Below are 17594 nucleotides of genomic sequence, written 5' to 3' on the forward strand. Positions count from 1 at the left end.
AGGGCCCATATATGACTTGTGCGTGTTCTTTTGCATGCCGCCGGCGCTGTTTTTCGTGCCGCGATGCGGAAAAGCAGGCCTTTTTCTGGAGAATTTCTTGCAGCAGTTGGGATTAATTGAAAAGACGGTTACAGGTCTGGGCTATGAGCTCGTTGATGTCGAACGTGCCGAGCGCGGACTGCTGCGCGTCTTTATTGATTTCAGCGCCGCCGATGCCGCTGAAAAAGGTCCGATCACGGTCGAAGACTGTGCCACGGTCAGTCACCAGTTATCGCATGTGTTGACGGTCGAGAACGTTCCTTACGAGCGTCTCGAGATTTCATCCCCGGGTCTCGATCGTCCGGTGCGCAAGCTGGAAGACTTTGTCCGTTTCGCAGGTCAGGAAATCATCGTCAAGCTGATGGTGGCGATGCCGGGTACGAACAACCGGAAATCGTTCCAGGGGATTCTGCAAGAACCCGTGGGCGATAAATTGTCGTTGGAATTTGAAGGTAAGGATGGTCCGGCGATGTTGGAGTTTACGCTCGCCGATGTGGATAAGGCACGCTTGGTGCCGCAGGTGGTTTTTAAGGGACGCAAAGCATGAGCCGCGAAGTTTTATTATTGGTTGACGCGCTGGCGCGCGAAAAAAACGTCGATAAAGATGTCGTCTTCGGCGCCCTCGAATTCGCGTTGGCGCAAGCCACGAAGAAACGGTATGAGGGTGAGGTAGACATCCGCGTTTCTATCGACCGCGAAACGGGCGAATTCGAATCGTTCCGCCGCTGGCACGTGGTGCCCGATGAAGCGGGCCTGCAATTGCCGGATCAGGAGATCCTGCATTTCGAGGCAAAAGAACAGATTCCCGATATCGAAGTCGATGACCACATCGAAGAACCGATCGAGTCCGTCGAATTCGGCCGCCGTTTCGCCCAGGATACCAAACAGGTCGTCCTGCAGCGCGTGCGTGACGCCGAGCGCGAACAGATCCTGGTCGACTTCCTGGAACGCGGCGATTCGCTCGTCACCGGCACCATCAAGCGCATGGAGCGCGGCGACGCCATCGTCGAATCGGGCAAGATCGAAGCGCGTCTGCCACGCGACCAGATGATCCCGAAAGAGAATCTGCGTATCGGCGACCGTGTGCGTGCTTTCATCTTGCGCATCGACCGCAACATGCGCGGCCCGCAAGTGATTCTGTCGCGCACCGCGCCGGAATTCATCATGAAGCTGTTCGAACTGGAAGTGCCGGAAATCGAACAAGGCATGCTGGAAATTAAATCCGCAGCCCGCGATGCCGGCGTGCGCGCCAAGATCGCCGTCTACACGGCCGACAAGCGCATCGACCCGATCGGTACTTGCGTCGGCATGCGCGGTTCGCGCGTGCAGGCCGTCACCGGTGAACTCGGCGGCGAACGTGTCGACATCGTGCTGTGGTCGGAAGATCCGGCGCAGTTCGTCATCGGCGCCCTGGCGCCGGCGAACGTGTCGTCGATCATGGTCGACGAAGAAAAACACGCGATGGATGTCGTCGTGGACGAAGAAAACCTGGCAATCGCGATCGGCCGTTCCGGCCAGAACGTGCGCCTGGCCTCGGACCTGACCGGCTGGAAGATCAACATCATGACGGCCGAAGAATCGGCTGACAAAGCTGCCCAGGAAACGGCTGCCGTGCGCATCCTGTTCATGGAAAAGCTCGATGTCGACCAGGAAGTGGCCGATATTCTGGTGGAAGAAGGTTTCGCCAGTCTGGAAGAAATCGCTTACGTGCCAATTTCCGAAATGCTGGAAATCGAATCGTTTGACGAAGATACCGTCAATGAACTCCGTACCCGTGCGCGTGATGCGCTGGTTACCGAAGCGATTGCTTCGGAAGAGGGTCTGGAAGGCATGGACGAGGCGTTGGTGGGTCTGGACGGCATGGACCGCATTACCGCCGGCAAGCTGGGTCTGGCTGGTATCAAGACCGTTGAAGCATTTGCAGCACTGGCATACGACGAATTTGGCGCAATCCTGGCCTTGTCTGCGGACCGTGCGCGTGAACTGATTACAAGTGAATTTAAAGATGTGACCGACGATGAGATGAAGTTGGTTGACTCGAAATACGACGATCGTGCCAAGGCGCTGCAAGCCAAGGCATGGAGTCTGGCCGAATCCGCAAAGGCTTAATTTGAGTATCTTTATCATCTCCGCGACACATAGAAAAGAGGACTGAATGGCGAGTAACAACGTAGCCCAATTTGCCACCGAACTGAAGATGCCTGCAGATTTGCTGCTGACGCAGCTGCGTTCTGCCGGCGTCGAGAAAAGTTCGACGTCAGATCCATTGTCGAAAGATGATAAGGACAAGCTTTTGGATCATCTGCGCCGCACACACGGCGCAGCGGCTGACACAGAAAAGAAAAAAATCACCGTGACCCGCAAGGAAACGACTGAGATCAAGCAAGCTGACGCCACCGGCAAGTCGCGCACCATCCAGGTGGAAGTGCGCAAGAAACGTACTTTCGTCCAGCGTGACGAAGCTGCGCCGGTCGCGGCTGAACCGGCTGCGCCTGCCGCACCGGTGATCGATCCCGCCGACGTGGCGCGCCGTGAAGAAGAAGCCCGTAAACAGGCTGAACTGATCGCCCGCCAGGAAGCCGATCTGCGCGAAAAGCAAGAACGTCTGGCCAAGCTCGACGCGGAAAAAGAAGCCCAGGCGAAAGCCACGCAACAGGCTGAACTGGCTGCGAAGAAAGAAGCGGAAGCGGAAGCGAAGAAAGCGGCCGCCAAGGCTGCCGCCGCGCCTGCCGCCAGCGCCGCTGCGCCTGTCGTTGACGACGCCGCCGCCGAAGCGAAAAAAGCTGCTGCCGCTGAAGAAGCGAAGAAGAAAGCCGCTGCCGCTGCTGTTGCCGCCAAGGAGGCCGCTGACAAAGCGGAAGCCACCGAGCGCGCACGCAAGGCCGTTGCCGACGAAGTTGCCCAGATCAAGGCCATGATGAACGCGCCACGCCGCGCCATCAAGGCACCGGAACCCGTACCGGTTCCCGTCAAGCCGAAGGCGCCGGAAGGCACCTTGCACAAGCCTGCTGACAAGAAACCTGGCGACAAGCCGGGCGACAAGAAGCCTGCTGTTGCAGACAAGAAATCGATCAAGTCGGCCAATGTGTCGTCCACCTGGTCCGATGACGCGAAAAAACGCGGCACCACCGGTGGTCCGAAACCACGCGGCAATAGCGGCCCAGGCGGCCGTGACAGCTGGCGCGGTGGCGCGAAGGGCCGTCGCCCGACGCACCATGACGACCGTGAATCGAACTTCCAGGCTCCTACGGAAGCCGTCGTCAAGGACGTGCACGTACCGGAAACGATCACCGTGGCCGAACTGGCGCACAAAATGTCCGTCAAGGCATCCGAAGTCATCAAGCATTTGATGAAATTGGGCCAGATGTGCACGATCAACCAGGTGCTGGACCAGGAAACCGCCATGATTCTGGTGGAAGAAATGGGCCACAAGGCGTTCGCCGCCGAACTGGACGATCCGGAAGCGCTGCTGGCCGATGTGGGCGAACACGCGCACTTCGAAACCAAGCCACGCGCACCGGTGGTCACCGTCATGGGTCACGTCGACCATGGTAAAACCTCGTTGCTCGATTACATCCGTCGCGCCAAGGTTGCATCCGGCGAAGCCGGTGGCATTACGCAGCATATCGGCGCTTACCACGTCGATACGCCACGCGGCATGATCACCTTCCTCGACACCCCGGGCCACGAAGCGTTTACCGCGATGCGTGCCCGTGGCGCCAAGGCAACCGACATCGTCATTCTGGTGGTTGCCGCCGACGATGGCGTGATGCCGCAAACGAAAGAAGCGATTGCCCATGCGAAAGCAGCTGGCGTACCGCTGGTGGTGGCGATCAACAAGGTCGACAAACCAGGTGGCAACGTCGACCGCGTGACGCAAGAACTGGTCGCCGAGCAAGTCGTGCCGGAAGAATACGGTGGCGAATCGCCATTCGTGCCGGTGTCGGCCAAAACGGGTCAGGGCATCGACGACCTGCTGGAGCAAGTGCTGCTGCAAGCCGAAGTGCTGGAACTGACGGCGCCGGTGGAAGCACCTGCGCGCGGTCTGGTGGTCGAGGCGCGTCTGGACAAGGGCCGCGGTCCTGTCGCGACGATCCTCGTGCAGTCCGGTACCTTGCGTCGCGGCGACGTGATTCTGGCTGGCTCGTCGTATGGCCGTGTTCGCGCCATGCTGGACGAGAACGGCAAGCCGATCGCCGAAGCAGGTCCTTCGATCCCGGTCGAAATCCAGGGCTTGACGGAAGTGCCGGTTGCCGGTGAAGAAGTCGTCGTCATGGCTGACGAGCGCAAGGCGCGTGAAATCGGTCTGTTCCGTCAAGGTAAGTTCCGCGACGTGAAACTGGCGAAGCAGCAAGCTGCGAAACTGGAAAACATGTTCGACCAGATGGCCGAAGGCGAAGTGAAAAACTTGCCATTGATCATCAAAACCGACGTGCAAGGTTCGCAAGAAGCGCTGGTCGGTTCGCTGCAGAAACTGTCGACCTCCGAAGTGCGCGTGCAAGTTGTCCACGCAGCTGTCGGCGGCATCACGGAATCGGACGTCAACCTGGCGGTCGCCTCGAAAGCGGTCATCATCGGCTTTAACGCCCGTGCTGATGCCCAGGCACGCAAGCTGGCCGAGTCGAATGGCGTGGACATTCGCTACTACAACATCATTTACGATGCGATCGACGAGATCAAATCGGCGTTGTCGGGCATGTTGGCACCAGAGAAACGCGAAACCGTCATCGGCCAGGTCGAGATCCGCCAGGTTATCCTGGTCTCGAAAGTGGGCGCGATTGCCGGTTGCCTGGTCACCGATGGCGTGGTCAAGCGTGCTTCTTCCGTCCGCCTGTTGCGCAACAACATCGTGGTATGGAGCGGCGAGATCGACTCCCTGAAACGCTTCAAGGACGATGCGAAAGAAGTTCGCGCCGGTCTGGAGTGCGGCCTGTCGCTGAAGAACTACAACGACATTCAGGTTGGCGACACACTGGAAGTATTCGAAGTCCAGGAAATCGCTCGTACCCTGTAATCACAGCAGTAATGGCGCGGACATAGTGATGTCCGCGCAAACACGTGGGGCGCATTGGTCAACGGGCAACCGTTTGACCCATGCGCCCTGCGGCACTTAGGACAGCATAATCATGGCTAAACATAGCAAAACCATGCCGGCGCGCGGCTTGCGCGTGGCAGACCAGATCCAGCGCGATCTGGCCGAAATCATCGCCTACGAATTGAAAGACCCGCGCGTGGGCACGATGATCACCGTGACCGAAGTACAGATCACGCCCGACTACGCGCACGCCAAGGTGTTTTTCACGATGTTGAAAGACAGCAAGGAAGCCATCAAGAACACCACCGAAGGCCTGATGGCCGCGTCCGGCTTCATCCGTGGCTTGCTGGGCAAGCGCCTGCACATCCACACCCTGCCGATGCTGCATTTCGTGCACGACAGCTCGACCTCGCGCGGCATGGAAATGTCGCTGCTGATCGACAAGGCCAACGCCACGCGCGCGGCCGATGCCGAGCCGGATGTCAAACCAGAAGCGGACGAGCAATAACAGTGGCGGGTCCGAAGAAACCGCCCGGCATCAAGCGGGTGCGCGACCTGGTCGATGGCGTCTTGCTGCTCGATAAGCCCGTGGGCTGGTCCAGCAACGATGCCCTGATCAAGGCCAAGCGCGTGCTGAACGCGAAAAAGGCGGGCCATACGGGCACCCTGGATCCATTCGCCACGGGCTTGCTGCCGCTGTGTTTTGGCGAAGCGACCAAGTTCTCGCAGGACTTGCTGGAAGCCGATAAAACCTACGAAACGCTGGTGCACCTGGGGCAGACGACGGATACGGGCGACACGGAAGGCGAAGTGCTGGAAACGCGCGACGTCAACGTCACGCAGGAGCAGATCGACGCCGTGCTGGCGCGGTTCCGCGGGCCTATCCTGCAGACGCCGCCCATGTACTCGGCCTTGAAAAGAGACGGCAAGCCCTTATATGAGTATGCAAGGGCAGGCATCACCCTCGAGCGCGAAGCGCGCCCGGTGACCATCCACAAGCTCGAGTTCCTCGGCTACGAAGCCCCGTTCCTGAAATTGTCCGTGATGTGCAGCAAGGGCACGTATATCCGCGTGCTGGGCGAGGACATCGGCCATGCCCTCGGCTGTGGCGCGCATCTGAACGCCTTGCGCCGCACGCAGGTAGGCAACCTGACGCTTGACGGCGTCGTCACGCTCGATGAGCTGACGGCGCACGTCGAACCGCTGAGCTTGCTGGCTCCCGTCGACGCCTTGCTGTCGAGTTTCCCGGCCGTCCAGCTGACGGAAGAATTGGCCAAGCGCTTCCTGCATGGCCAGCGCATCGCGCTGGGCAAGGAAGACGTCGCCGTACCAGGCGAGCCGGGCCGTGTGCGCGTGTATCACGACAGCAAACTGCTGGGCACGGGCCAGTTGCAGGAATACAGCATCCTGGCGCCGGAACGCTTGATTGCGACAGCCCACCAATAAGTCACGGCAACGTCACATTACCCAGCGACACTCTTGAACCAGTGTCGCTTTTTTTAACAAATCGTCCCCGACTGCAAGAGCCGCCAGCATTTTTAGATAGCGTTGCAACGCAACATGCTATACTACGCGGTTCCGGAAATAGATTAGCATTCGGGTATCTCGTACATCTTGTACGCACTCCGCAGTTTTTCAGTAACTACTACGACCATGTCAAATACAAAACGCGCAATTCGTAATATCGCCATTATCGCCCACGTTGACCACGGCAAAACCACGCTGGTGGACCAGCTGCTGCGCCAGTCCGGCACCTTCCGTGAAAACCAAGCGGTCGACACCCGAGTCATGGACTCGAACGACCTGGAAAAGGAGCGCGGCATTACGATTCTGTCGAAGAACTGCGCCGTTGAGTACGAAGGCACCCACATCAATATCGTCGACACCCCAGGCCACGCCGACTTCGGCGGCGAAGTGGAACGTGTTCTGTCGATGGTGGACTCGGTTCTGCTGCTGATCGATGCGCAGGAAGGCCCGATGCCACAAACCCGTTTCGTCACGCGCAAGGCGCTGGCACTGGGTCTGAAGCCTATCGTTATCGTCAACAAGATCGACCGTCCAGGCGCACGTCCTGACTGGGCCATCAACCAGACGTTCGAACTGTTCGACAAACTGGGCGCTACCGACGAACAACTGGACTTCCCTATCGTTTACGCTTCGGGCCTGAACGGCTATGCCGGCCTGACCGAAGACGTGCGCGGCGGCGACATGAAGCCGATGTTCGACGCCATCCTGGAACACGTTCCAGTACGTGACGACAATCCGGAAGGCCCGCTGCAAATGCAGATCACCTCGCTGGACTACTCGTCGTACGTCGGCAAGATCGGCATTGGCCGCGTCAACCGCGGTACCGTCAAAGTTGGTCAGGACGTGCTGGTCATCAATGGCCCAGGCGCTACGCCAATCAAAGGCCGCATCAACCAGGTGCTGAACTTCAAGGGTCTGGAGCGCGTGCTGGTGGACGAAGCCGTCGCCGGCGACATCTGCCTGATCAACGGTATCGACGAAATCGGCATCGGTTCGACCCTGTGCGCACTGGACACGCCTGAAGCGCTGCCGATGCTGACCGTCGACGAGCCAACCCTGACGATGAACTTCATGGTCAACAACTCGCCACTGGCTGGCCGCGAAGGCAAGTTCGTGACCTCGCGTCAGCTGCGTGACCGTCTGGAAAAAGAATTGAAAGCCAACGTTGCTCTGCGCGTGGCGCCAACCGACGACGACACGATCTTCGAAGTATCGGGCCGCGGCGAGCTGCACCTGACGATTCTGATCGAAAACATGCGTCGCGAAGGCTTCGAGCTGGCCGTATCGCGTCCACGCGTGGTGTTCAAGATGGTCGATGGCGTGCGCCACGAGCCGTTTGAAAACCTGTCCGTCGACGTTGAAGAAGCCAACCAGGGCGGCGTCATGGAAGAACTGGGCCGTCGTCGCGGCGACCTGCAAAACATGGAATCGGATGGCAAGGGCCGCGTACGTCTCGAGTACCTGATCCCGGCGCGTGGCCTGATCGGCTTCCAGGGCGAATTCATGACCCTGACCCGCGGCACCGGCCTGATGAGCCACGTATTCCACGAATACGCGCCTGTCGACAACACCCGTGGCGAAATGGCCGGCCGTCGTAACGGCGTGCTGATCTCGCAAGACGACGGCGCCGCTGTTGCCTACGCTATCTGGAAACTGCAAGACCGCGGCCGCATGTTTGTGTCGCACAACGATCCAGTGTACGAAGGCATGGTCATCGGTATCCACTCGCGCGACAACGACCTGGTCGTCAACCCGATCAAGGGCAAGCAGCTGACCAACGTGCGTTCGTCGGGTACCGACGAAGCGGTGCGCCTGGTACCGCCAATCCAGATGTCGCTGGAATACGCAGTCGAATTCATCGAGGACGACGAACTGGTGGAAATCACGCCTAAATCGATCCGTCTGCGCAAGCGCTTCCTGAAAGAGCACGAGCGTAAAAAAGCGTCGCGCGATTCGTAATCTGTTGTAGAGCATGGCCTGCGGGCCATGCCGCGCTCAAGCCCGTTGCTCCGCCTTTCCTTCACCGGTGAGGCGCGCAGCGGGTTTGTCATTTGCAGCCCCTGTTTTTTGTAGATACCATGACTTCCTCTTCTTTGCCTTCCCGCCGCCTGTCCGTCGCTCCGATGATGGACTGGACCGACCGCCATTGCCGCAAGTTCCACCGCGAAATCACGCGCCATACCTGGCTCTACACCGAGATGGTGACGACGGGCGCGCTGGTCTATGGCGACGTGGAGCGCCATTTGCGCTTCAACGAGGAAGAGCATCCGGTGGCGCTGCAGCTGGGCGGCAGCGATCCGAAGGACCTGGCCACCAGCGCCAAACTGGGCGAGCAGTGGGGCTACGACGAGGTCAACCTGAACTGCGGCTGCCCGTCCGAGCGCGTGCAGAAGGGCGCGTTCGGCGCCTGCCTGATGGCCGAGCCGCAACTGGTGGCCGACTGCGTGAAAGCCATGCGCGACGTGGTCGACATCGACGTCACCGTCAAGCACCGCATTGGCATCGATGACAGCAAGTCGTACGATTTCGTGCGCGATTTCGTCGGCACCGTGGCCGACGCCGGCTGCAAGACGTTTATCGTGCATGCGCGCAACGCCATCCTGAAAGGCCTGAGCCCGAAGGAAAACCGCGAAGTGCCGCCCCTGAAATACGATTACGCGTATCGATTGAAACGCGATTTTCCCCAGTTCGAGTTCATCATTAACGGCGGCATCAAGACGCTCGATGAAATCGACCTGCACCTGCAGCACCTGGACGGCGTGATGCTGGGCCGTGAGGCGTATCACAACCCCTACGTGATGGCGCAGTTCGACCAGCGCTATTACGGCGACGACGCGCCCGTCAAAACGCGCGAGCAGGTGCTCGAAGCGATGATTCCGTATATCAGTGCGCAGCTGGAAAAAGAAGCGGGGAGATTAAAACTGAACAGCGTCACGCGCCACATGCTGGGCCTGATGCAAAATCTGCCCGGCGCGCGCGGCTTCCGCCAGACCCTGTCCGATTCCAAGAAGCTGGCGTCGGGCGATCCGCGTTTGCTGCTGGAAGCGGCGGCGCGCTTGTCCTTGCCTGCGTAATGGACGATTTCCACGGCCATGCGCGCCACATCGACGGCTATCTGCAAGCCGTCAGCGCGCTCAAGGATGACGGCAGCGACTTGCTCTGCACGTATCTGGGACCCGCCGCGCCGCAGGCATCGTTCGATGCCCTGTGCCGCGCGCTGGATGTGTCGCCGGACGGCTTGCGTCTGCAGCCGCTCGAGAGCGTTGCGTGCAGCGGCGTCGCGTGCACGCCGCGCCAGTGGCTGCTCGAACGCGTTCGCCCGGCGAGCGAGGCCGACCGCCAGCCGCTCGACACCCGTTTATATGACGGTTTCGAGCGCGAACTGGCCGAACTGCTGGGCGCCGAGCCCCGCTGGTATCAACTGGTATCGTCTGGCCAGCGCAGCCTGGCCGGTCAATTGGGCGCCATCTGGAGCGTCTTTGTCTTCGGCACAGAGTGTCACGCCTATATGATGCATTGCAGCTGGGACAGCTGAGCCAACTTGTCTATACCGGTGCTGCTGTGCGCTGGTATTGTCCGCACTTCCCCTTCCTCTGAGTCCCCCTCCCAAAACGATGCAATATGGCTATGCCATGTGTTGTAAATGCGCTGTTTCAGCGCATGCCCGCACTGTCGTGGGGCATTTCTAAGAGGCAAGAAACGGCGTTGTTGCCATTTCCCCGAAGAAAGTTAATCAGCCATTTATTCGGGTACATATTGCTTGCTTTGAGGCAAAATTTACACCTATAATTGATTATAGACAAATATTTCTCATATGAATGTTTGATGTTGATCTCACATCAACGGTGTCAAAAATTCAGCGTGTGGAACAAGTTTGCATTCGCAGTCACTGGCGTTTCCAGGGCTGCTGAAAGACCAGGAAGTACCCCGGGCTGCGTGCGGCCGGATACCGCCAGCATACCAATGGGTAAGGGCGGATCCGGTGCTGCGCAGCCTTCGTCTTGTCGTGCCGGGCAAAAATCCTTATCAATAGTTTCATTTACGAAGAGCCGAAATGAATTTAGCAAAAATGAAGGTTGGTACCCGCCTGGGCCTGGGTTTCGCCCTGGTACTGGTTCTGCTGGTGGCCGTGACCGTCCTCGGCATCGCGCGCATGGCGCAAATCCAGGAACGTCTCGATCACGTGATCAATGTCAACAACGTCGTCACCCGCCTGGTGATCGACATGCGTGGCAACGTCAGCGACCGCATCACCTCGCTGCGCATCCTCACCCTGATGACTGACGCGGGCGATATGGAGCCGGAAATGGCGCGTATCAAGACGCAGACGAGCACCTATCAGGAAACGCAGAAGAAGCTCGAAGAGAAGTTCGCCGTCGAGTCGACTCCTGAAGAAAAAGCCCTGCTGAGCTCGATCAAGGAATACGAAGCGGCCGCCATGCCGGCCATCGCCAAGGCGTCCGCGCTGTGGATGGCCAATGACGCGGAAGGCGCCACGCGCGTGATGATCAAGGAAATCCGCCCGGTACAGAAAAAATGGATGGAAGCGCTGGAGCAGCTGGCCGTGCTGGAAGACAAGCTCAACGAGCAGATGCAGGCCGATGCCCGCAAGGCCTTCGACAGCGCGCGCCTGTTCATGATCATCCTCGGCGTACTGGCCGTGGCGATGGGCGTGGCGGCGGCACTGGTAATTACCCGCGGCTTGCTGAAACAGCTGGGCGGCGAACCGGACTACACGGCATCGATCGCCGGCAGCATCGCCAATGGCGACCTGTCGATCGGCATCCACACGCAACCGTCGGACAATTCCAGCCTGCTGGCGGAAATGAAGGAAATGCGCAACAGCCTGGTGGGCATCGTTGGCCAGGTGCGCGTCGGTACGGAAACCATCGGCACGGCCTCGCGTGAAATTGCCGACGGCAATATCGACCTGTCGTCGCGCACGGAAATGCAAGCCAGCGCGCTGGAAAAAACGGCGTCGGCCATGGAAGAGCTGACTTCGACCGTGAAACAGAATGCGGACAATGCGCGCGAAGCCAACAAGCTGGCCGCCACGGCTTCGGACGTGGCCCTGAAGGGCGGTTCCGTCGTGTCGCAAGTGGTCGACACCATGAGCTCGATCAATGAATCGGCGAAGAAGATTGTCGACATCATTGGCGTGATCGACGGCATCGCTTTCCAGACCAACATCCTGGCGCTGAACGCGGCCGTGGAAGCGGCACGCGCCGGCGAACAAGGCCGCGGCTTTGCCGTGGTGGCGTCGGAAGTGCGCAACCTGGCCCAGCGCTCCGCTGGCGCCGCCAAGGAAATCAAGATCCTCATCGACGATTCGGCCGAGAAGACGGAACGCGGCACGCGCCTGGTCGGCCAGGCCGGCGTGACGATGGGCGAAGTGGTCGACAGCGTGCGCCGCGTGACCGACATCATGAGCGAGATCGCCAGTGCCAGCCAGGAGCAAAGCGCCGGCATCGAACAGGTCAACCTGTCGATCATCGAGATGGATGGCATGACGCAGCAAAATGCGGCCTTGGTGGAGCAGGCAGCCGCTGCGGCGCAAAGCTTGCAGGACCAGGCGGCCGAACTGGCCCACGTGGTCAGCATCTTCAAACTGGTCGAAGGCGAAGAGAAGCCGGCCGCGTATGTGCCGGCCCCTGCGGCCGCCGCACCGGTGGCCGTACGCAAGCCGGCGCCGGCATTGCGTCCGGTGAAATCGCTGACCCGCAAGACGGAAGCGGCCGCTCCCGTGGCTGCTGCGGCGCCACGCAAGGCGGCAGCGGCCAGCAGTACCAGTAATGACGAGTGGGAAGAGTTTTAAGCGCGGCCAACAGCGCACAGAAAGTAGTCAATACCGTATCTGATAATCATGGGGAAGCACATGTTTGAGAATAAGCGTTTTATGAGTGTTGCAGCAGCCTTGCTGGTGTCCGTTTCTTCCACGGCCTTCGCTGCCGAGGTACCGGCGTCGTTCGATGCCAAGAACTGCAAGGCCGACTATCCGAAAGCGTCGCTGATGAACGAAGAGCAGGGCACCGTGTCGATGTCTTTCCTCGTCAATGCCGATGGTAGCGTTGCCGATTCGAAAGTCGAGAAGAGCAGCGGCTTCAAGAACCTGGACAAGGCCGCCATCAAGGCCCTGTCCGCGTGCAAGTTCAAGCCGGGCACCAAGGATGGCGCCGCGGCGCAAACCTGGACCAAGGTCGATTACGCCTGGAAGCTGGACTGATCCACGTCGCCGGGAGCCACGCTCCCGGCATGGCCGTATCCGCTATACGGGCGGCGCCTGCAAGGGTGCCGCCCGTAGTGTTATGTGCGCCAGCCAACGGCACTGTTGCCGCCGATTCTGTTACCCTCGAAACATACCTTCGGGATCTCCCACCACAAGAGGCCTACCATGCAGCGCATCCTGACACTTTCTTCCCTGGCCGCCACCGGCTTGCTGCTTTCCGCCTGCGCCACGCTGGGCACGCCCGTGGGCTTGCAGGAGGGGCAGACCGTGGCCGTCGTCAATAGCCTGAGCTGGGACAATCCCCTGACGGGCAAGCGCGACGGCGTGCGCACCAGTTGGCCCATCAAGAATGGCAAGATTGCCCCCGAATATTTTCCGCTGGCACAGCTGAAGCAATGCGAGGCCGGCGCCAAGCCTTGCGCCTGGGGCGTGATGCGGGCGCAGCGCGGGTCTCCCACGCTCAGCTATGTGGACGGCGGCGTCGACCTGGCCGTGAATGTGTCGATCGACGTGGCGCGGCGTCAGGATGCGCGCCAGGGCGAGATGCAGACGGCGATGGCGATTCCTCAGGATGTGGCCGCGCTGGCTGGGCGGCAACAGGTGCAGCCCAGCTGGAAATTGAAGTATGGCAAGGTCGAGCAAGTCGAGCTCGATTATGGCGTACGCTACCAGGTGTGCGTGCAGCGCTACGATGCGGCCGGCAAGGCCATCGATACCTGCGCGATTCCATTTATTTGAGGAAACATGCCGCGCGGGCCGCTTGTGGCGGCTTTGCCACATATCATGTTGCGGCGTGCTTCGGGGTGTAACAATCGGTAAAAGCGCAGCAAAGCCCGGCGTAATTTCTTATAGTACTTAATTAGATGCAGTAATAGTACTGGTTGAGGAGAATGACGATGAAAACCCTGTTGGCAGTAATTTCGCTGGCCGCCCTGGGTGGCTGCGCCGTGGCGCCGCCCGGCCCCGCGTATTACGGGTCGCGCGCGCCACAAGGGGCCTACAATCCCTATGAATGGCATACGGTCTCGTCCGAGCCGGTGCAGTCGGGCCGCGTGATGAGCGAACCGCGCGTGGAATATACGAATGAACCCGTGTATGTGCAGCAGCCGGTGTACGTGCAGCAGCCCGTGTATGTGCCGGCGCCCGTGTACGCGCCGCAACCGTATTATTACAATCCGCCCGTGACGATCGGGCTCGATTTCATGTTTGGCTTTGGACGTTACGGTGGACACCGCGGCGGCTGGGGCGGGCATGGACGTTACCACGGCCGCCGCTAGTCTGTTGCGGTGGCATGCAGGACAAAGCCGGACAAGCATTGCTTGCCCGGCTTTGTCATTTTACTAGTGGAAATACACCGAACCCTGGTGCAACACGTCCGCCGAGCACAGGATGTACATCGCCGCCGCTGCCAGACCTATTTGCAAGGCGCCAAAGCTGATCGGAATGAGGCGGGACATGTCGTACTCCTGAGTGGATGAGGTGTGTTGTCAGGCTTTCATCATAGGATGAGATGATGCCTTTGGGCATCGGATGAATGTCCGCCACGATGTAGGACAACACCTCGTGCGTGAGGCCCCGCCTTGCTCTCCAGGCGTCTGAGTAACCCCCAATAAATTATTGCGATTTCTGACTTCCATAACCTGCGCTCTGCGGCGTTGCCCACTGCTAGCAGTGCTCGCACTGCGTCGCAGCGGGCGCCTTGCATAGCATCAGGTTCTGTTCGTCATAACTTCACAATAATTTCCTGAGGATTACTTAGCGGTTTTTCCAGCGACTTAGCGGTTTTTCCAGCGCACTACCGGCTCTTCCGGCGCCGTGTCCGGCACGTTCGAGATCGCCAGCCAGTGCGTCAGGCGTTCCGGGTGCTTGAGATTGATGCCCATGCCATCGATGATGCCCACCTGTTCCAGCATGCGCGCATCGATCTTCGCCTTCGACACCGTGGGCGCGCCCATGACCATGCGGTCGTAGGCCTTGCGCGCCTTGTGTTCCCACTTGTGCAGATTGCTTTCGTCGAAGCGGTTCGCTTCGAAATACACGGTCAGGGTGCCATCGAGATTGCCGAAGCCGACAATGCCCGCACCCTTGCGGATGGTGGTGGTGTTGTCGATGTCGAATTCCGCCGTGGGCACGAAAATGCCGGCGCGGCCATCGATGTCGGGACGTCCCACGGGCGTTTCCTTGCCGTAGGAACTTGTTTCGCTAATGGTTTTTTCTGCGGACATGGTGCGTGTGCGGTGGCCGTGCCAGGCGCGGAGATGGCGCCGGCGTTGCCAGCCTTCCTGTTCAATAAATGCGTGCTGATGATCAAGGCGGGGTAGGGGCCTTGGCGGAGCGATGCTGGGCATTGCTTGATACCCTGCTATTGTAGCGCCAATTTAATTCTTTATGGCAACATTTATTGATGTGGTGCACTTATTTTTTTCATGAAAAATGCCGCCCGGCCACGCGCCGGGACGGCTTGTGTGCGACTGCTCCGCTTCGACGGGAGCAGCTGCGCAAGGGGATCAGAACGCCAGGCGCCCTTGCAGGTAGACCATGCGCGGTGCACCCACCAGCTTGCCCAGGTTGCCGTCCGAGGTGCGCGTGAAATAACGCTTGTCGGCCAGGTTGTTGACGCCGGCGACCAGCTCCAGGCCATTCTGGCCCGGTACTTTCCATTTCACTTGCGTGTTCCAGGTACGGAAGCCGGGAATCACGCCCAAGTTGCCAGCCGCGTTTTCCGCCACGGTGTTGGCTTCGTCGGCGAACTGGCGGCTCTGGTGGTTGCTGGACAGGTCGAAGCCCCAGGCGCCCAGCTGGTAGTGGGCGCCGATGGTGTCCGTGGTGCGCGAATAGAAGGGCACGTCGTTGCCCGCGTTCACGCCATCCTGCAGGGTCGCCTTGGTATAGGTGTAGGTGGCGTAGGCGTTCAAGCCGGCCAGCGGGCCGGACTTGTCGAAGTGGTAGTCGACGGCCGATTCCAGGCCCCGGTGGTGCGTGGCGCCCACGTTGTAGAAGACGACGTTTTCGCCGCTGCCGATGGACTGGATCTGGTTGTCGAACTTGATGTTGAACAAGGTCGCTTCGGCCGACAACTGGCCGCTCTTCCAGCGCGCGCCCAGCTCGGCCGTTTTCGCCAGCTCCGGCTGCAGCGGGTTCTTGCTCGATTGCGCATTGAGCTGCGTATTTTGCACGGCGCCAAACGAGCTGTTGTAGTTGCCGAACAGGGTCACATTGTTGTTGAGCAAGTAGGCCACGTTCAGCGAGGGCAGGGCCTTGTTGTTAAGCAGATCGATCTTCTGGTCGGTCGGCAAGTGGTTGTAGCGTTCCGTCTTGATGTGCTCGTAGCGCACGCCCGGCGTGATGCGCCACGCGTCGATGGCGATCTTGTCGTCGATATACACGGCTTGCGCATCGGTCGAGTTGTCGGCGAAGCGCGTCGGCGCCTGCCGCACGCCGCTGGCGATGACGACGTTATAGATGCTCTCGTCGGCCCGTTCGGCCAGGTAGCGGTAGCCGACGGTGACGTCCTGCGATACCTTGCCCGTGATGAAACGTTGCGTGTAGCGGGGCTCGATGGCCGTCGTTTCATAGTTGCGCGGCTGGTGGCCCAGGTTTTTTCCGCTGATCAGGGTGCTTTCGCGCGAGCTCTTGTTGTAATAGGCGCGCACCTCGAATTCCTGCGTGTTCGACATGGCATTCAGGTAGCCGATGTCGAAGGCCTTGCGCTCGCCGCTCCAGAAGTCGGTCGGGCGCGTGTTCTGGAACGGGTCCTGCTTGTATTGCGCGGCGGTCAGGCCGCCTGGCGTGCGCGACGTCACGTCGTAGTAGGACAGCTTGGCGTACACCTCGGCCGTCGGGCTCAGGTCGTAGCGGAATTTGAGGGCGAAGTCGTTGACTTTTTCATCGCTGCCCACGCGCCAGTCGCTGCCGCGGATGCCCGAATACAGCACCGCCAGGCCCAGGCCACTGTCGAGCTGGGTGCCGGCAAAGACGCTCGCCTGCGTGTTGTGGCCCACTTCGCTGTACGCGTTGTAGCGCACGGTGGCGTCGCCCGTGATGCCTGGCGTGGTGGGCACGCGGCGGGTCTTGAAGTTGATGATGCCACCCACGTTTTGCGGGCCGAAGCGCACGGCGCCGCCGCCGCGCACCACGTCGACCGTCTCGACATTGGCCAGGCTGACGGGCGCGAACGACAGTTGCGGCTGGCCATACGGCGCCACCGACATCGGAATGCCGTCCAGCAAGACCGTGCTGCGCGGCGAATAGCGTCCAGCCAGGCCGCGCACGCCGATATTGAGGGAAATGGCGCTGCCGGCGCTGCCCGAGTTGTCGCTGATCTGCACGCCGGGAATGCGGCGCATCACGTCGCTGAGGCTGGTCGCGCCCGAGTTTTCGATGTCGTCCTTTTGCACCACCGTGCGGGCGCCCGCGAAATTCTTCGTGCTGGCGGCCATGCTGGTGCCCAGCAGGTTGCTGCTGACCTGGATCGATTCCAGGATGGGCCCGGCGTTATCGGCGGTATTGGCTTGCTGTGCCTGCGCGGCGATGGGCGCGTTCAGGCAGGCGAGGGCGATGGCCAGCGCGCACGGGCGCAGCGAAAAGGGCAGTGTGGAAAATGTGGCGGCCATGCATGGATCTCCGTAGTGACAATGTTTGCGCGGGCAATCGGGCGGCGCGACAACATCGTGGCGTGGACATCCGGCGCAAGGGGATAAGAATGATAATGATTCTCATTTTATCCGTCAATTGCGAATGTTGCGTAGTGGCTATATGCCTGCCTGT

At 60.1% G+C, this 17594-nt stretch carries 14 protein-coding genes; 12 read left to right on the forward strand and 2 right to left on the reverse strand.

Annotation, left to right across the window (positions count from 1 at the left end):
* The first annotated feature begins 97 nt into the window (after window positions 1-97).
* The 12 genes from rimP to BLU39_RS19775 all read left to right on the forward strand — a co-directional run bounded on the left by rimP (window position 98) and on the right by BLU39_RS19775 (window position 14104).
* A complete protein-coding gene (gene rimP / locus BLU39_RS19720; RefSeq protein ID WP_035828693.1) occupies window positions 98-586 on the forward strand; it encodes a ribosome maturation factor RimP in 489 nt (162 codons plus the stop codon).
* The gene (gene nusA / locus BLU39_RS19725; protein WP_092716002.1) at window positions 583-2148 is read left to right on the forward strand and encodes a transcription termination factor NusA; all 1566 of its coding nucleotides are present in this window, start codon (window positions 583-585) and stop codon (window positions 2146-2148) included. Before rimP ends, nusA begins: the two co-directional genes overlap by 4 nt.
* Before the next feature lie 46 nt (window positions 2149-2194).
* Complete coding sequence (gene infB, locus BLU39_RS19730; RefSeq protein ID WP_092716004.1) at window positions 2195-5053, forward strand: translation initiation factor IF-2; 2859 nt, start codon at window positions 2195-2197, stop codon at window positions 5051-5053.
* A 112-nt stretch (window positions 5054-5165) separates the two neighbouring features.
* The gene (gene rbfA / locus BLU39_RS19735; RefSeq protein ID WP_092716006.1) at window positions 5166-5582 is read left to right on the forward strand and encodes a 30S ribosome-binding factor RbfA; all 417 of its coding nucleotides are present in this window, start codon (window positions 5166-5168) and stop codon (window positions 5580-5582) included.
* 2 nt (window positions 5583-5584) lie between these two features.
* On the forward strand, window positions 5585-6520 hold the full coding sequence (truB, locus tag BLU39_RS19740) for a tRNA pseudouridine(55) synthase TruB (RefSeq protein WP_092716008.1): 936 nt from the start codon (window positions 5585-5587) through the stop codon (window positions 6518-6520).
* A gap of 207 nt (window positions 6521-6727) precedes the next feature.
* The gene (gene typA, locus BLU39_RS19745; protein ID WP_092716010.1) at window positions 6728-8560 is read left to right on the forward strand and encodes a translational GTPase TypA; all 1833 of its coding nucleotides are present in this window, start codon (window positions 6728-6730) and stop codon (window positions 8558-8560) included.
* A 119-nt stretch (window positions 8561-8679) separates the two neighbouring features.
* On the forward strand, window positions 8680-9675 hold the full coding sequence (gene dusA, locus BLU39_RS19750; RefSeq protein ID WP_092716012.1) for a tRNA dihydrouridine(20/20a) synthase DusA: 996 nt from the start codon (window positions 8680-8682) through the stop codon (window positions 9673-9675).
* Window positions 9675-10136, forward strand: coding sequence for a hypothetical protein (locus tag BLU39_RS19755; protein ID WP_092716014.1), 462 nt, complete (start codon window positions 9675-9677; stop codon window positions 10134-10136). The genes dusA and BLU39_RS19755 overlap by 1 nt, the downstream gene beginning before the upstream one ends.
* 519 nt (window positions 10137-10655) lie before the next feature.
* On the forward strand, window positions 10656-12416 hold the full coding sequence (locus BLU39_RS19760) for a methyl-accepting chemotaxis protein (RefSeq protein WP_232731317.1): 1761 nt from the start codon (window positions 10656-10658) through the stop codon (window positions 12414-12416).
* Between the two features lie 81 nt (window positions 12417-12497).
* Window positions 12498-12824: an energy transducer TonB gene (locus BLU39_RS19765; RefSeq protein ID WP_092716018.1), complete on the forward strand. Its 327-nt coding sequence runs from the start codon at window positions 12498-12500 to the stop codon at window positions 12822-12824.
* A gap of 168 nt (window positions 12825-12992) precedes the next feature.
* Window positions 12993-13565: a hypothetical protein gene (locus BLU39_RS19770; RefSeq protein ID WP_092716021.1), complete on the forward strand. Its 573-nt coding sequence runs from the start codon at window positions 12993-12995 to the stop codon at window positions 13563-13565.
* Window positions 13566-13723: 158 nt separating this feature from the next.
* The gene (locus BLU39_RS19775) at window positions 13724-14104 is read left to right on the forward strand and encodes a hypothetical protein (RefSeq protein ID WP_092716024.1); all 381 of its coding nucleotides are present in this window, start codon (window positions 13724-13726) and stop codon (window positions 14102-14104) included.
* Window positions 14105-14602: 498 nt separating this feature from the next.
* On the opposite strand, the gene BLU39_RS19780 is transcribed toward BLU39_RS19775, so the two are convergent.
* Entirely contained in the window at window positions 14603-15052 is a 450-nt protein-coding gene (locus tag BLU39_RS19780) for a hypothetical protein (RefSeq protein ID WP_092716026.1), read from the reverse strand.
* Window positions 15053-15334: 282 nt separating this feature from the next.
* The gene (locus tag BLU39_RS19785; protein WP_092716028.1) at window positions 15335-17440 is read right to left on the reverse strand and encodes a TonB-dependent receptor family protein; all 2106 of its coding nucleotides are present in this window, start codon (window positions 17438-17440) and stop codon (window positions 15335-15337) included.
* Window positions 17441-17594: the final 154 nt, after the last annotated feature.

The organism is Janthinobacterium sp. OK676 (assembly GCF_900103595.1).
Classification (GTDB): Bacteria; Pseudomonadota; Gammaproteobacteria; order Burkholderiales; family Burkholderiaceae_D; genus Janthinobacterium.

What these genes read in the sequence shown, in the direction of transcription:
- nusA (WP_092716002.1), top strand. Translation starts at nt 583, where the DNA reads ATGAGCCGCGAAGTTTTATTATTGGTTGACGCGCTGGCGCGCGAAAAA.
- infB (WP_092716004.1), top strand. Translation starts at nt 2,195, where the DNA reads ATGGCGAGTAACAACGTAGCCCAATTTGCCACCGAACTGAAGATGCCT.
- rbfA (WP_092716006.1), top strand. Translation starts at nt 5,166, where the DNA reads ATGGCTAAACATAGCAAAACCATGCCGGCGCGCGGCTTGCGCGTGGCA.
- typA (WP_092716010.1), top strand. Translation starts at nt 6,728, where the DNA reads ATGTCAAATACAAAACGCGCAATTCGTAATATCGCCATTATCGCCCAC.
- dusA (WP_092716012.1), top strand. Translation starts at nt 8,680, where the DNA reads ATGACTTCCTCTTCTTTGCCTTCCCGCCGCCTGTCCGTCGCTCCGATG.
- BLU39_RS19755 (WP_092716014.1), top strand. Translation starts at nt 9,675, where the DNA reads ATGGACGATTTCCACGGCCATGCGCGCCACATCGACGGCTATCTGCAA.
- BLU39_RS19760 (WP_232731317.1), top strand. Translation starts at nt 10,656, where the DNA reads ATGAATTTAGCAAAAATGAAGGTTGGTACCCGCCTGGGCCTGGGTTTC.
- BLU39_RS19765 (WP_092716018.1), top strand. Translation starts at nt 12,498, where the DNA reads ATGAGTGTTGCAGCAGCCTTGCTGGTGTCCGTTTCTTCCACGGCCTTC.
- BLU39_RS19770 (WP_092716021.1), top strand. Translation starts at nt 12,993, where the DNA reads ATGCAGCGCATCCTGACACTTTCTTCCCTGGCCGCCACCGGCTTGCTG.
- BLU39_RS19775 (WP_092716024.1), top strand. Translation starts at nt 13,724, where the DNA reads ATGAAAACCCTGTTGGCAGTAATTTCGCTGGCCGCCCTGGGTGGCTGC.
- BLU39_RS19780 (WP_092716026.1), bottom strand. Translation starts at nt 15,052, where the DNA reads ATGTCCGCAGAAAAAACCATTAGCGAAACAAGTTCCTACGGCAAGGAA.
- BLU39_RS19785 (WP_092716028.1), bottom strand. Translation starts at nt 17,440, where the DNA reads ATGGCCGCCACATTTTCCACACTGCCCTTTTCGCTGCGCCCGTGCGCG.